Source organism: Corynebacterium parakroppenstedtii (genome assembly GCF_019754935.1).
Lineage (GTDB): Bacteria > Actinomycetota > Actinomycetes > Mycobacteriales > Mycobacteriaceae > Corynebacterium > Corynebacterium parakroppenstedtii.
This window is the reverse complement of the sequence record NZ_JAGSOA010000003.1, coordinates 236,065-250,061: the sequence shown is the minus strand read 5'-3', so window position 1 is coordinate 250,061 and position 13,997 is coordinate 236,065. Positions and strand designations below refer to the sequence as shown.

The 13,997-nt window shown below is 57.5% G+C and carries 10 protein-coding genes; 5 read left to right on the top strand and 5 right to left on the bottom strand.

The genetic code is table 11. From position 1 onward, the window contains the following. Nucleotides 1–74: 74 nt before the first annotated feature. The 4 genes from KCQ76_RS09740 to KCQ76_RS09725 form a co-directional block, all read right to left on the bottom strand. The gene (locus KCQ76_RS09740) at nt 75–3,746 is read right to left on the bottom strand and encodes a proline dehydrogenase family protein (RefSeq protein ID WP_235428974.1); all 3,672 of its coding nucleotides are present in this window, start codon (nt 3,744–3,746) and stop codon (nt 75–77) included. A gap of 133 nt (nt 3,747–3,879) precedes the next feature. After that, a complete protein-coding gene (locus KCQ76_RS09735; protein WP_052722293.1) occupies nt 3,880–5,412 on the bottom strand; it encodes an alpha/beta hydrolase in 1,533 nt (510 codons plus the stop codon). Between the two features lie 11 nt (nt 5,413–5,423). Next, nucleotides 5,424–5,762 carry a hypothetical protein gene (locus KCQ76_RS09730; protein ID WP_046205211.1) on the bottom strand — a complete coding sequence of 113 codons (339 nt, stop codon included), beginning with the start codon at nt 5,760–5,762 and terminating at the stop codon, nt 5,424–5,426. A gap of 180 nt (nt 5,763–5,942) precedes the next feature. Further along, nucleotides 5,943–6,713: a TSUP family transporter gene (locus tag KCQ76_RS09725; protein ID WP_046201963.1), complete on the bottom strand. Its 771-nt coding sequence runs from the start codon at nt 6,711–6,713 to the stop codon at nt 5,943–5,945. A gap of 71 nt (nt 6,714–6,784) precedes the next feature. On the opposite strand from KCQ76_RS09725, the gene KCQ76_RS09720 reads away from it, so the two are divergent. Next, on the top strand, nt 6,785–7,615 hold the full coding sequence (locus KCQ76_RS09720; RefSeq protein ID WP_046201964.1) for a carbon-nitrogen hydrolase family protein: 831 nt from the start codon (nt 6,785–6,787) through the stop codon (nt 7,613–7,615). A gap of 97 nt (nt 7,616–7,712) precedes the next feature. Here KCQ76_RS09720 and KCQ76_RS09715 read toward each other — a convergent pair whose 3' ends face one another. Beyond that, nucleotides 7,713–8,066, bottom strand: coding sequence for a hypothetical protein (locus KCQ76_RS09715; RefSeq protein ID WP_046201965.1), 354 nt, complete (start codon nt 8,064–8,066; stop codon nt 7,713–7,715). 384 nt (nt 8,067–8,450) lie between these two features. Between KCQ76_RS09715 and KCQ76_RS09710 the strand changes: the two genes are divergently transcribed. From KCQ76_RS09710 to clpB, 4 genes are all read left to right on the top strand, one after another. After that, nucleotides 8,451–9,167 (top strand): ABC transporter ATP-binding protein, encoded by a 717-nt coding sequence (locus KCQ76_RS09710; RefSeq protein WP_046201966.1) that lies wholly within the window; start codon nt 8,451–8,453, stop codon nt 9,165–9,167. Next, on the top strand, nt 9,167–10,471 hold the full coding sequence (locus KCQ76_RS09705; RefSeq protein WP_046201967.1) for a hypothetical protein: 1,305 nt from the start codon (nt 9,167–9,169) through the stop codon (nt 10,469–10,471). Before KCQ76_RS09710 ends, KCQ76_RS09705 begins: the two co-directional genes overlap by 1 nt. Nucleotides 10,472–10,506: 35 nt before the next feature. Continuing rightward, on the top strand, nt 10,507–11,097 hold the full coding sequence (locus KCQ76_RS09700) for a hypothetical protein (protein ID WP_046201968.1): 591 nt from the start codon (nt 10,507–10,509) through the stop codon (nt 11,095–11,097). 304 nt (nt 11,098–11,401) lie between these two features. After that, nucleotides 11,402–13,975 carry an ATP-dependent chaperone ClpB gene (gene clpB, locus KCQ76_RS09695; RefSeq protein ID WP_046201969.1) on the top strand — a complete coding sequence of 858 codons (2,574 nt, stop codon included), beginning with the start codon at nt 11,402–11,404 and terminating at the stop codon, nt 13,973–13,975. The last annotated feature ends 22 nt before the right edge of the window (nt 13,976–13,997 follow it).

Below are 13,997 nucleotides of genomic sequence, written 5' to 3'. Positions count from 1 at the left end.
AGCTTCCTATCTCAACGTTGAAGGTGAGCTGGTCGTGTCGATGAGTTTAGCGGTAACTATGCCAATTAGTGATCTCAGTTGGTGAGGCCCTTGATGTAGCCGAACCGGTGGTTCGTGATGGATACCGCTTGTTCCAGCAGGAATGGCAGGATTTCACGACGGCCATCTGCAAGAACCGGATGGTCGATAACGATGGATCCCGAGTGTGCCGCCGCTTTGTACAACGCCGGGTCAACGTCGCCGAGGGTGCGAACACGAACCGACTCCGCGTTTTCCACTTCGGCCGCGTAGGTGGCGTCTTCAACACGACGGATGCTGAACCCCATGGCCCCGAGCTCGATGGCAGTCTCCGCGGTGGCGGAAACGTCCATCGGCGTGCCGGAGATTTCGGACGCCAGTGTCAGGCGGACGAGGTCACGAATGAGGGTCGGCGAGGAGCTGGGGGATCCGACTCGGATGCGCAGTGGTGCCAATAATGGCCGGTAGCGGAAGATATTGGACTCCGCGATGAGCGCAGTGTTGTCGTGTTCAACGCCGAATTCGGTGCTCCACGCGTAGGCGTCGGATTCGGCCGCGCGACGCAGCCAGTATAGGTCGGCTGGTGTGAGCGTGTTGTCCAGCTGGCCTTTGATTCGGCGAAGTCGCTGGGCGACATGACGTTGAAGCCCTGCGCGGGGTAGCTCGTCCACGTCCCCTTCGGACCAGGTTCCTTGTTGTGCGACGTAGTTCGGGCCGCCGGCCTTGGCACCCGATCCGAGTGCGGAGGCTTTCCACCCGCCGAAAGATTGTCGCTGGACGATGGCCCCAGTGATACCCCTGTTGACGTAGGCATTACCGACTTCGACGTGGTCGATCCACCAGTCAATCTCGTCTGGGTCGAGGGCGTGTAGTCCACCGGTGAGGCCGTAGCCCGTGGAGTTTTGCCATTCGGTGGCTTCTTCCAGGGTTGTGGCGTGCATGATGCCGAGGACTGGTCCAAAGCATTCGTGGGTGTGGTACCACGATCCGGGTTTGACATTATCGCGCAGCCCTGGGGACCAGAGCGTCCCTTCTTTGTTCAGCTTGCGGGGCTTGACGAGCCATTTCTCACCGCTGTCGAGTTGAGTCAACCCGCGCATGAGTTTGTCGGATGGAGGTTCGATTATTCCATTCATGGTGGTGGAAATATCGGTTCCCGGACCCACTTTGAGGGTCTCGACGGCGTCGATCAGCTGGTTCATGAAACGCTTCGACTTGCCGACGCTGCCCACCACGATGACGAGCGACGATGCGGAGCACTTTTGCCCCGCGTGGCCGAAGGCAGACCGGTAAACATCGGACACGGCGAGGTCAGGATCAGCAGATGGCGTGACGATGATAGCGTTCTTGCCTGACGTCTCCGCATTGATCACCATCTGTGGTTTCCAGCTGCGGAAGAGTCGCGCTGTGTCGGAGGCACCGGTGAGGATGATGGAGTCCACTGCTGGGTGCGATACCAGGTGTTGGCCGGCTTCATTCTCGGCAACGTTGACAAGTTGGAGGAGTTCTTCGTCGATGCCTGCTTCACGAAGTATCCCTACCGCGACTTCGGCGATGCGGACGACTTGTGGTGCAGGTTTGATGACGACAGCCGCGCCGGCAGCGAGGGCGGCGAACACACCACCCATGGGAATAGCCAGTGGGAAGTTCCACGGCGGGGTGATAAGAACCACGGAGTACGGGGTGAACCGTGATCCTTTGACGCTATCTAGTGCGCGTGCGGATTCCGCGTAGTAGCGGGCGAAGTCGATGGCTTCGGAGATCTCGGGGTCGGATTCCGCCACGGTCTTGTTCGCCTCATGGGTCATGGCGGCGAGCAGTTCTCCTCGGTGCGCGGCCAGCGCGTTAGCTGCGGCGTCGAGCACGTCGGCGCGGTCGTGTCCGCTGGTCGTGCCCCATGCAGAGGAGCGTGCTCGTGCGCGAGCAACGATGGCGTCGATATCCGATTTCTCCGTGATCACAGGGCTGGTGACGGGGCCCGGGTCGTGGGCGAGCCAGTGCGCAGCCCATTCCCGGTTGGTAGGCAGTGACGGGTCGGTGTCCGGCTCGTTGACGAAGTGGCCCGGGACGGACTCGACTCGCTTGGATACGTCGGCTGCGGATTGTTCTTGCTGACGGTCCTGCTGGCGCCTTGGCCCCGCGAAGGTGGTCCAGCGGTCGTCGACGGCGTTGAGGTAGCGTTTTTCTTGCTCCTGCATGGGGGTCATATCGTCATCGCCGGCGACGTCGGGCGCGAAGAGGGCGTAGAGGAAGTTTTGGTGCGCGCCGTTTTCTTCGAGCCGTCGGACCAGGTAGGACACGGCGACGTCGAAGTCTTCCGCGTGGACGACAGGGGTATAGAGAATGACCGTTCCCGTGATCTGGCGCACGGCTCGGGCTTGGGCGGGTGCCATACCTTGGAGCATTTCGATGTCGAGCTGATCTTCGACGCCTCTCTGTACAGAGAGTTCGTGCGCGGTGGCCACCGTGTAGAGATTGTGAGAGGCCGCACCAATCCGGATGGCGGTGGCGTGTTCGGGTTGTAAAGCGACATCGAGGAGCCGCAGGTAGTTGGCGTCTACTTCGGCTTTTGTCAGGTAAGGGGTTTGCTTCCAGTCGTGGATTTCGGAGTCCACACGCTCCATGGACAGGTTCGCGCCCTTAACAATGCGTACCTTGATGGGGGCGCCGCCCTTGTTGACGCGCTCATGGGCGAAGTCGATGAGTTCGTGCAGAGCATCCAAGGTGTCGGGGAGGTAGGCCTGGAGAACAATTCCGGCTTCGAGGTCCATGAACTCGTCTTCACTCATGAGCTCTTTGAAGAGCTTGATGGTGAGGTCGAGGTCTTTGTATTCCTCCATATCCATATTGATGAAGGGGTGCGGTGTGCGTTTGACCGCTTCCCGATAAAGAGGACGGAGGCGTTCCTTGAGCCGACGCGTGTTTCCTTCGATATCCCACGGATTGAGCTGGGAGCACACCGAGGAGGCCTTGATGGACACATAGTCCACCTTGGGGTTGCGGAGAAGTTCGATGGTTCGGTCTAGCCGACGTGTTGCCTCGCGTTCGCCGAGAACAGCCTCGCCGAGGAGGTTGATGTTGAGCCGGAACCCGTTGGCATGTGCGTCATCGAGTAGTTTGTCGAGTGCCTTACCATTGGCGTCGAGCACCAGGTGCCCCACCATTTTCCGCAGGTATCCCCGGGCGATAGGCATGACAATGTCGGGAAGGATTTGTCCGGCTAGCGCTCCGAGGGAGACGAGTGCTGTATTAAGTGGACCGAGGAAGTCGGGGAGGGGTTCTTTCCGTCCGAATGGGCTACCCAGGGAGGCAAATTCCTTCGCGGCGACGGCATTGTCTTCTGGGCGTGCGACGCGGTCGACGAAGCCCATGGTGAAGTCGATGCCCTGTGGATCGTGAACAAGGGCTGCGAGTTGTTCAGTGGACGACGATTCCTTGCGTGTCTGTTCCCCGTTAGTTGCCTCGAGCCATTCGTGTGCGCGGGCGATCGCGCGGTCGGTGATGTCGTCAAGGTCGTGGGAGTTGGGAGGAGGCTTCAGGAAATCGGGGTTGTCGACGTTGCTGGCGGTTGTGGTGGTAGCAGAGATTTCCTCGCTGGTGTCGGCGGCTGTGCTGGCAGCTGTGTTCGTGGCTGTGTCACTGCCAAGCGTGCTGGAGTGTTGTTCGGTGGCGTCCAACTTCTTGTCTTTTTTGCTTTTCTTGCCCTTTTTGTTGTGTTTGCTGCTCATGTTTGTTCCTGGTGGGGTGTGGTTGCGTGTGGTTTTGTGCATGCAACGGGCGCAGCACCGCGGTGAAAACACAATTGTGCTGGTCAGTGCATGTAAGTCCCACACTATTGCTCTGGTGTAGCCCCTGCAATGTTCACCCCTGAGGTGTGTGGGTATCGGCAGACACCCCGTCGGTGATGACCTGTGCAAGAGCTGCTGAGTAGTCCCTGTACCGGTGGTTTTTCAGTAGCTTATCGAATGTGAGCCCCGGAATAATGAGGCCTCCCAGGTCGCGGATTTTTTGGTCATTGGGGGGAGTAGCAGCCAGGCCGTTGGGGGTGAGCCAGGCATCGGCGCCCCAGTGTGCGTAGGACGGGTCGGGGCCGTGCGCACCGTCGTCTGGTCCTGTGGTGAACATGATGGGGTCGGCATCATTCCTACCGACGACGATCTCTGCGTGCCCGTCTAGCGCGTGCGGTGCTAATTCGTGCGCATGATGTGCGCCTGTTCCGGGGGATCCGACAATGACGACAGTGTCGGCCTCAAGTGGAGGCGTTGTGCTCGAGGATCGGGCCGCGTGCCCGACGACGACGCTGCCGTAACTGTGACCGGTGACGGTGAGTTGTGCCGTGGGGTTGTGGGCGCGAAGCGATTGTTGGAATGAGCGCAGTGTTTTTGCACCACGGTCGGCGCTATCGGTGCTGGCGGCAGCGGGTAGAGAATTGGGTGCGGGATAGGCAGACCATGCGATGATGCTGGCTTTGTTGTCGCTGGCTTGCCTGATCTCACGAGCCCAGTCCGTGTGCCCGTGAATGCGTCCGGGTTCACTAGAGCCGACTCCGCCGACGAGCGTGGCGACGGCTGGACTCGTGGTGGGGTTTCCTAGCGCAATTGCCACGCCGTCGTGATCGAGGTGGACGAGGTAGGCGTCGTCGTTGTCGGCGAGCGTCTTTACTATTCCCTCCAAGTACTGCTTTTCTTTGTCGTTGTGAGTGGTAGAAAGCCACGTGTCGAGGCGCTCTCGGAGAGTACGGTTGGTGTCTTCGATGGTGTGTCCGTCGAGCCAGGGTTGTGAGTTGTCGCGCTGGGGGTCCGGCTCGGACATGATGGTGGGGAGGAAAGCATCGGTGATTCCGGTTGCGGCGAGGATCTGGCCGAGTGGCCCGAGCGCGGAGCTATTCCACACGTCGACAAGAAGGTGAGCGAGTGCACCGTCGATAGTGTCTAGGAACATGAGCAGCATGGCGAGCTCGGCTTTGCATGCCGTCTCGATGATGCGTATGCCGGCGCTAATGAACGGGTCGGCGGTGGCGTCGCGTTGAGCTTGAAGCTGCTTGATGGTGTGCTCAAGTGATTGCGCATGGCAGAGGGGTCCGCGGAGGGCCGACGAATGTGCGCGCAATAAGCCGACGGACTGTGTGATGTGGGCGATGACTGCGCGCGTGTCCGCATTAATCGATGCCAGTGTTGCATTGGCTGTCTCGCCGTTGATTCCGCCGATGATACTGGCGGGAATAGCGCTGTCTGATATGCGGATTGTCATGGGGTCGATGAGTCCAGCCATGGTGGCTGCTACGGCATTGAGCTCGTCGGGTCTCCACCGAGGGACATGGGTGAGCGGATCCCGCATTACCGACGTTTGAGTTGCCGAGGTTTTATTGACTGTCGGTATTGTATTGATCGCCATGAGCTGCACCTTTAGCCGAGATTGTCCGAGCGCATGGCATCGTCACTCGTGTGCACCGGGGACAGTGCACTCAATCGCGATGACGAAGCATCGTCCGTGGCGCAGACACGACGTCGTAATGAATCGACGGATTCTGCGAACCGTATGTGTCGGGTGCTCAGTCCATGAGCCTGGGCATAGGCGGCGTCGGCCATGGATAGCAAAGCGGCATGGGTTCGGGATGAGTGGAAGCTGGGCGCTTGTTCATGCGCGGCGTCACATACAGCGCCGACGTGCTCAGCGTGTTCTGCATGGTCGTGGTGCTCGTGCGTCAGGGCGCGCAGCGCGGAGGGAGTAACAGTGAGAGTCATGCGCCACATCGTGCCAACTACATGCGCGTCATGTGCGTCGTTGATAGCGGTGAATCGCGTTCGCTGTGGATAACTGTGCGCCTGTGGACAACTGCGTGCCAGCCAGCAAAATGGGCACTAACGTGTCACCCCAAGCAGTTAAGCTGCCACGGGGGATCTCTACGCCGTGACAGCAAGCCTTTATGCCGTGACACCACATTGGTCCAGCGCCAATTTCCCGGCCATCAGCACAACCACGACAAGCAAGACAATGCGGACGAATCCCGCACCTTTACTAAGGACCATTCGTGCCCCGATCTGTGCCCCCACAATGTTGGTGGCGGCCAGCCCGAAGCCCAGTAGCCACCAAATATCCCCATTGATTGCAAAAACAACCAGTGCACCTAAGTTCGTGAAGGTATTGAGGATTTTGGCCCACGCGGCACTGTTCACAAAATCCTCACCCAGCAGCGATATGATCATAAGGATTAAGAACAAACCGGTACCGGGGCCGAACGCACCGTCATAAAGCCCGAGCCCCGTGATCAGCACCAATGCCGCAACCCAACGTCCACGCGTGACGGCCCGTCGGACTGTGACCTTCCCAAACGATGGCCGGAGCAGGACAAACGCGCCGACGGCAATAAGGAGCACGATAACGATCGGCCGCATAATGTCCTTATCAACGGACGACGCAATAACCGCCCCGAGCGCCGCCCCAATGAACGCTAGGGGCGCGTAGCGGAAAGCAGTCCGTGCAGCGGGAACGCGCCGGGCCATAATGATCGCGGAGCTGCCGGTACCGCAGATAGCAGCGATTTTGTTGACTCCGAGCGCCTGAGCATACGTAAAGCCGGGGTTCAGGATCATGATGAGCGGGAGGAGGATAAGCCCACCACCTCCGACGACGGCGTCGACCCACCCGGCACAAAGAGAGGCGGTCAGCATGAGAGCGATCACGGTGGGGGACATGCGAAAATCGTATCGCTTCCCTTACTGGTTCTCACTGATAGCTACTGGTTCTCACTGATAGTCTGTGGCGTATGCGCATTTCACTGGCCCAGATTTGTTCCGTCCCCGATGTTTCTAGGAATACGGATGCTGTGTGTGAGTTGATCATGCGCGCGTCGTCGGAGAACTCTGACCTCATCGTGTTCCCGGAGGCCTCGATGTACCCGTTCGGGCAGGGCCGGTTGGACACGATCGCGGAGCCGCTGGATGGTCGGTTTGCGACGACCGTCCGCGAGACTGCCGAGGCGGCCGGCATTGTTGCCGTGGTGGGCATGTTCGCGCCGGCCGATTCCGTCGAGACGGAGAAGGGCACGCGCCATCGGGTGGATAACGTTGCGTTGGCGGTTGGCCGTGATGGTGCCGACGGTGACCGTGTCAATGCGGCGTACCGCAAGATCCATTGTTACGACGCGTTCGGCTACCGCGAGTCTGAGACGGTTCGCCCAGGTAATGAGCTGGAGTATTTCCAGTGCGCGGGTATGACTGTTGGACTGTCGACGTGCTACGACATTCGTTTCCCGCAGCAGTTTAAGAATCTGGCACGTGGTGGTGCGCATGTTATTGTCGTGCCGACGTCGTGGTCGGATGGGCCGGGCAAGCGCGATCAGTGGCGGACCCTGACGGCTGCACGAGCGTTGGATTCGACGACGTGGATCGCGGCTGCTGGGCAGGCGCGCCCGGGCGGGTATGACAAGGTTGGCCAGTCCGACGGCCCGACCGGGATTGGCCATAGCGTTGTGGTTGGGCCAGACGGAACGAGGGTCGCGGAACTGGGCTACACCTGCGGATATGTCACCGCGACCATTGATACTGATCGAGTGGATTCCGTGCGACAAAGCATCCCGGTCCTTGGTGACGACTAGTGCCGACGCCGATCAATCTAGGCAGGAGATGAGCGCCAACGGTTGGGTCGAAGCAGGAATCCGGCAAGCGATCTGAGGCGGGCGTCCGGGGAGCGATCTAATGTGAGCGTTTCCGGAAGTAGGTAGCGAGTGACGTTAGTAAAGCCCCTCCACCGACATAGGCGAGTAGAGATGGTGAGAAGATTTCGGTCTCACCTTGCTGGGTAACCCCGTACCAAATTCCGAAAATAATTAAAACGGCGCTTGCGATCCAAACAAAGTACTGATGTTGTGTGTCGATTAATTTGACGGGAAGAAATAGAATCAGGCTGGTAACTGCGATAATGGTTATGCCGAAACCAGCGACCCCAATTACCCACGCGCCCGTTATTGCACCAATGAGAAATAGGAGAATACCAACGCCGATCGAAGTAAGCTCGATTATGGGTAATTTGTTGGATCGTGCATTCATCTTTGTCACCTGTAACTCAGATAGAAATTTTTCTTTTTAAGTCTTTACGTCGGTTAGTTTTGTAATCTTTGACAGTGAAGGTATCAGTTTTGCATGTGTGGTTCTAGGGTAGACGAGCGATCGCGACCCTTTGATACCCCTTAATTGGGGTGAAAAAGTTAAAAATAACCGGTCTAAATTGAGTGATCGAGCCCGAGTGGAAGGTGAAATCAACAAGGTTTGGTAGTGGTGCCTACGTTATCATTTTTGCTGAGCTCAGGGCATGGGCCTCTTTTTACGGTAAATACTCAAGGTGTCCTATGGTGAACTCCGACGGTTGGGTGGGGGTGTCTAGCTCCGCGAGAACACTTTTCTGAAGCAGTAGCATCTGTACACTAAGAAACTATGCTCATAGAAGTAATCGAGTTACGGTTTTCGTATAAAAAGGCTAAGTCCGTTTTGGATGGAATTTCGTGCTCTTTTTCCGGTGGAATTAATATCGTGCTCGGTTCTAATGGCGCGGGGAAAAGTACCTTAATGAAGCTTCTCGCGACAGAGCTTAAACCCCAGTCCGGCGTGATCAGGTATGACGGCAAAACAGCGGAGCGAAAAAACCGTTCCTCCATCGTGTCGCGCTTAGGTTGGGTGCCTCAACATAATGCGGTTGATACATCTCAAACTGTGCGGGACTTAGTTCAGACAGCAGCGTGGCTTCATGGTTATTCCGGGAGTGAGGCTCGGAGCGCAGCGTCCGAGGCCATTGAGCTTGTCCATTTGTCCGATAACGAAGGCGATCGTTTTTCTTCGTTGTCCGGTGGCATGCAACGTCGGGCGATGGTTGCTGTCGGGATAGCTCACCGTCCCGACGTCCTTATTTTGGATGAGCCGACATCGGGATTAGACCCAAACCACCGGGCGTCGCTCCTGAATATAATTCGTCGCCTCAGTGAGAAAACTTCAGTCATTATGTCGACGCATATTTCCTCTGATATTGAGCCTACTGATCGCGTTCTTTTCCTTGATTCCGGACACATTGTCGCTGATGTGCGCTCGGAAGAGCTCGAAAGGAAATATGGAAGTATTGATGCAGCTTTCGGTCAATTGACTGCGGGAGTTATCTAATGGGGTGGCGACGACATCTCCGTTATTTTGTCCCAGCGCCCTTCGTTGCGTTTCTTTTATTCGCAACGTGGCGGGTGGGCTACATTATCGGCTATTGGCCAGACGTTAATGAAGTACATTCTGAAACACTCGCCCTTATCGGAGTGTGCTTAGCGGGGTGTACTGCCTATGACATCGCGCGCCATGATGTTGACTATCTCCGCACGATATCGTCAATCTGCATACGGCTAAGCTGGTATCTCTGCGGGCTCGGTGCACTGTATGCATTGATATACAACGTCGTAACAATAGTTGTGTTGTATGCCGTGTGTTTATCCGGAAACCCCGGCGGTTCTCCATGGTGGTCGATTCCGGTTATGGGGCTTATCTGGTCCCTATTCTCCGTGGGGCTCGGCGGAGTTATTGGCCGATCACTCCATACCAAACCGCGTTTAGCCGCGATTGTCGGCTTCATTGCGGGGATGGCCGTCGTGGTTCTCACTTTGATGGCAGGGCTGCTACGCGTAGTTCCGAAAATCCTATTTTTGAGGCCGTATTCATCGGGGAACTACGTGGGCTACGTAGAGCAATCAGTCCAATTACGTCCAGTCATTTTTGGTGTTTTTATAGGGATTGTATTGGCAGCTGTGCTCATTTTCGTCACCACGGCCGATTGGGTAAGGAGTAAAAAGCTTTTATCGTTAGCTCTACCTGGAATCGTTATCGTCTCTGTGGCGGCAACTCTCGTCGGAATAAATGGACCCCTGGTGACGGCACGAGAGAAACCATCGAATCCTTCATGCACTCATTCAGCCGACGGTGCTCGGTATTGCAGTTGGCCAGAAGATGAATCCACTGTGCGTGAAGTGGATAAAAACTGGTCTGCCTTTTTGTCTGAATTGGACGAGTTGGGGTTCAGTGTCGACGCAGGTGAGTATGCTCCCAAAAAAGTTGGTGGCGATTTCCCCTTGATGGCGGCTGACGCGGGACGATCCTCAACTCTTGTGTTCCGTGACTTGGCTGAAACCGTCATTGCACAAGACAGCGATAAATCGGGGTGTCAGCTTTCTAAAACGGATGGAGTATCGACTACCTATATCGTCGCAGAATGGATTGCTGATCATTTCGGAGACAAGCCAATTCGCGAGGTCATTGGTGGTGCGAATGGCCCGGGTACCAGTGATGCCCAGAAGTGGATGGACAAGAACACTGAGGGGCGGCCATTTCAGGAGCAAGAAGAGCTAATTAAAAAAATCTCGGAGGATCTTAAGGCCTGTATAGCTTCTTCTGAGAAAGGCAATGCCCAGGACAATTTAGAAGAATAAAGCATCCTGAAGTGAAAGAAGTGTGAGGATTATATATGAGTAATAGCGTCTTCCCTTATGTCCGCCTTCGGGGCTGGCGTGAGGCGCTATTGCTGTGTTGCGTTGTCATTCCTCTGGTTTGGTTCCATGATTTTTCGCTCCCGCAACTATTCGGTCCAGAACTGAGCATCCCTGTTTTCCTTCCGAATCTGGTTCCGGTGGTGATGGCGGGGGCGATGGGCGTTCTGCTGGGGAGTCAATGGTCAGAATCGTATGAGCGCGCCGTGACATCCCGCTCGACGCAACGCCCGCGCCTGATTCTGTCGGTCATATGCGTTCTCATCCTGGTTGCTGTAGCCGGCCTGATGAGGGCCCGTTACCTGGGGTGGGAAACGGTTGGCTTGATCAGTGCTCACAGCATTGTGGCTATTGGGTGTGCGGCTGCAATTGGTGGCCGTTGGGGCTCGGCGGTGTCTTTGCGCGTAGTGCCTCTTCTTTCTCTTACCCTTTGCCTCAGCCCGTGGTTCGTGGGGGAGAACACGGCGTTGGGGAATTCGGTCGGGATCGGTACGAGTCCCGCGGTGTTGATAGGTGAGGCTGTTTTGGGGGTTATAGGTTTGGTCGTCTGGGTCCGGCAGGGTCGTTAGCTCATCTGGGTGCGGTGGCCCGTTATTGCCGACGCGACCACTCCTCACCACCGCCACCACATCCACCACGAAAATTTTTCTAAAAACCCGCCTTGAGTGGAATAGACTCAACTTCGCGCCAGTTGTATTAGATGTGATTAAAACTTGCGTGACGTACACTCAACAATGGTTATAGCAACGTTCGTCGTCGGCTAGCTACACAATCACCCGCGACCCCGACGAAGAACCAGGTACAAGCACACAGAACGGTCAACATAGAAACAACAAATACAGAACAACGAACAAAGAACAGAAAGGTGACATCATGAGCTCTTTTACCCCCACAACACGCACAGCTGAAGCCCTCCAGGCTGCACTTCAAGACGCCTCGAAACGAGGTAACCCGGACATCCGCCCAGCGCACTTACTTGTCGCTCTCCTTGAGCAGGCCGATTCTATTGCGTCGCCAGTTATTCAGGCTGTCGGCGCAGATCCGAACCAAGTTCTCACCCGGGCACGAAGTCTGGTTGGCGGATACCCCACCGCCACTGGCCAGCAAATGGCGAACCCGCAGTTCAACCGCGATTCCCTCAATGCGCTGACCACCGCGCAGGAATTAGCAGGTCAGTTGGGCGATAGCTACGTGTCCACCGAGGTTTTGCTCGCCGGCATCGCATCCGGCGATAGCGACGCAGCGAAACTGCTGCAGGAGTTCGGTGCCACCGCCGACGCCCTCAAGGCAGCGTTCCCGTCGGTACGCGGAAACCAAAAAGTGACCACCGAGGACCCAGAGGGCCAGTTCCAGGCCCTCGAAAAATACTCGACGGACCTCACCGCCCGGGCACGCGACGGCAAAATCGACCCCGTCATTGGGCGCGACGCCGAAATCCGACGCGTCGTCCAAGTGCTGTCACGGCGGACGAAGAACAACCCGGTGCTCATCGGTGAGCCCGGCGTCGGTAAAACCGCCATCGTCGAAGGCCTCGCACGGCGTATCGTCGCTGGTGATGTGCCTGAATCGCTGAAGGATAAGAAACTCGTTTCGCTCGACCTCGGGTCCATGGTCGCGGGTGCAAAATACCGTGGCGAATTTGAGGAGCGGTTAAAGGCTGTTCTTGATGAGATCAAGAACGCCGACGGCGAAATCATCACCTTTATCGACGAGCTCCACACCATCGTCGGTGCGGGCGCTACCGGGGAATCCGCAATGGACGCCGGCAACATGATCAAGCCGCTACTGGCTCGCGGTGAACTCCGGCTCGTGGGCGCAACCACCCTGGAGGAATACCGCAAGTACATCGAAAAGGACGCCGCCCTTGAGCGCCGTTTCCAGCAGGTGTACGTGGGCGAGCCCAGTGTCGAGGACACCGTCGGCATTTTGCGTGGACTCAAAGAGCGCTACGAAGTTCACCACGGTGTTCGGATCATGGACTCCGCCCTGGTCTCGGCCGCGACGCTGTCCGATCGCTACATCACAGCCCGGTTCCTTCCCGATAAAGCCATCGACCTTATCGACGAAGCCGCCTCACGCTTGCGGATGGAAATCGACTCCCGGCCAGAAGAGATCGACACTGCCGAGCGCGTGGTGCGTCGGTTAGAAATCGAGGAAATGGCTCTGGAGAAGGAGACCGACGAAGCGTCGAAAATCAGGCTCGAGCACCTGAAAGAAGAGCTTGCCGACGAGCGCGAAAACCTAAAGGCCCTGACCGCCCGGTGGGAGAACGAAAAGTCCGCCATTACCGAGGTGCAAAGTGTTAAGGAAGAGCTGGAGAAGGCGCGGTCTGATTCGGAAATCGCGGAGCGCGACGGCGACTATGAGAGGGTAGCAAAGCTGCGCTACGGCACTATTCCTGAACTGGAAAAGAAGCTGCACGCGGCCGAAAAGTCCGTGAACTCCACCGAAGAGAACGCCATGCTCTCTGAGGAAGTCACGCCCGAGACAGTGGCCGAAGTTGTCTCCGCATGGACCGGCATCCCCGCCGGCAAGATGATGCAAGGCGAAACCGAAAAGCTCCTAGCCATGGAGAAGGTCTTGGGTCGTCGCGTGGTCGGCCAGGACGAGGCCGTGAAGGCTGTGTCCGATGCGGTACGCCGTGCGCGTGCTGGTGTCGCCGACGAGAACCGGCCGACAGGGTCGTTCCTCTTCCTCGGCCCCACCGGCGTCGGCAAGACCGAGCTGGCCAAGGCGTTGGCAGACTTCCTCTTCGACGACGAAAAAGCCATGGTCCGCATTGACATGTCGGAGTATGGCGAGAAGCATTCCGTGGCGCGGTTGGTGGGTGCCCCTCCGGGATACGTCGGCTACGACGCGGGTGGTCAGCTGACCGAGGCGGTGCGTCGTCGGCCCTACACGGTGGTCCTGTTCGACGAGGTCGAGAAGGCCCACCCGGATGTCTTCGATGTCCTCCTGCAGGTGCTCGATGAAGGCCGCCTGACCGATGGGCAAGGCCGCACGGTAGACTTCCGGAACACCATTCTGATCCTGACCTCGAACTTGGGCGCAGGCGGGACCAAGGAGCAGATGGAGGCGGCCGTCAAGGCCACCTTCAAGCCGGAATTCATCAACCGACTTGACGACGTCGTTATGTTCGACGCCCTGACCAGCGAACAGTTGACCAAGATCGTGGACATCCAGATCGACGCTTTGGCCAAGAGGCTGGAATCTCGGCGCCTCGTGCTGGACGTGCACGACGATGCGAAGGAATGGCTGGCCAAGCGCGGCTACGATCCCGCGTACGGTGCACGTCCGCTGCGTCGTTTAGTGCAGCAAGCCATTGGCGATGAACTGGCGAAGGAACTCCTCGCCGGGGATGTTCGCGACGGCGACGTCGTCGAAGTCACGGTGGCCGAGGGCGGAGACAAACTCGACGTCCACGGTGGTGGCGTATCGACGCTGTAAGTGTCGCGGCGGAATGCCACGT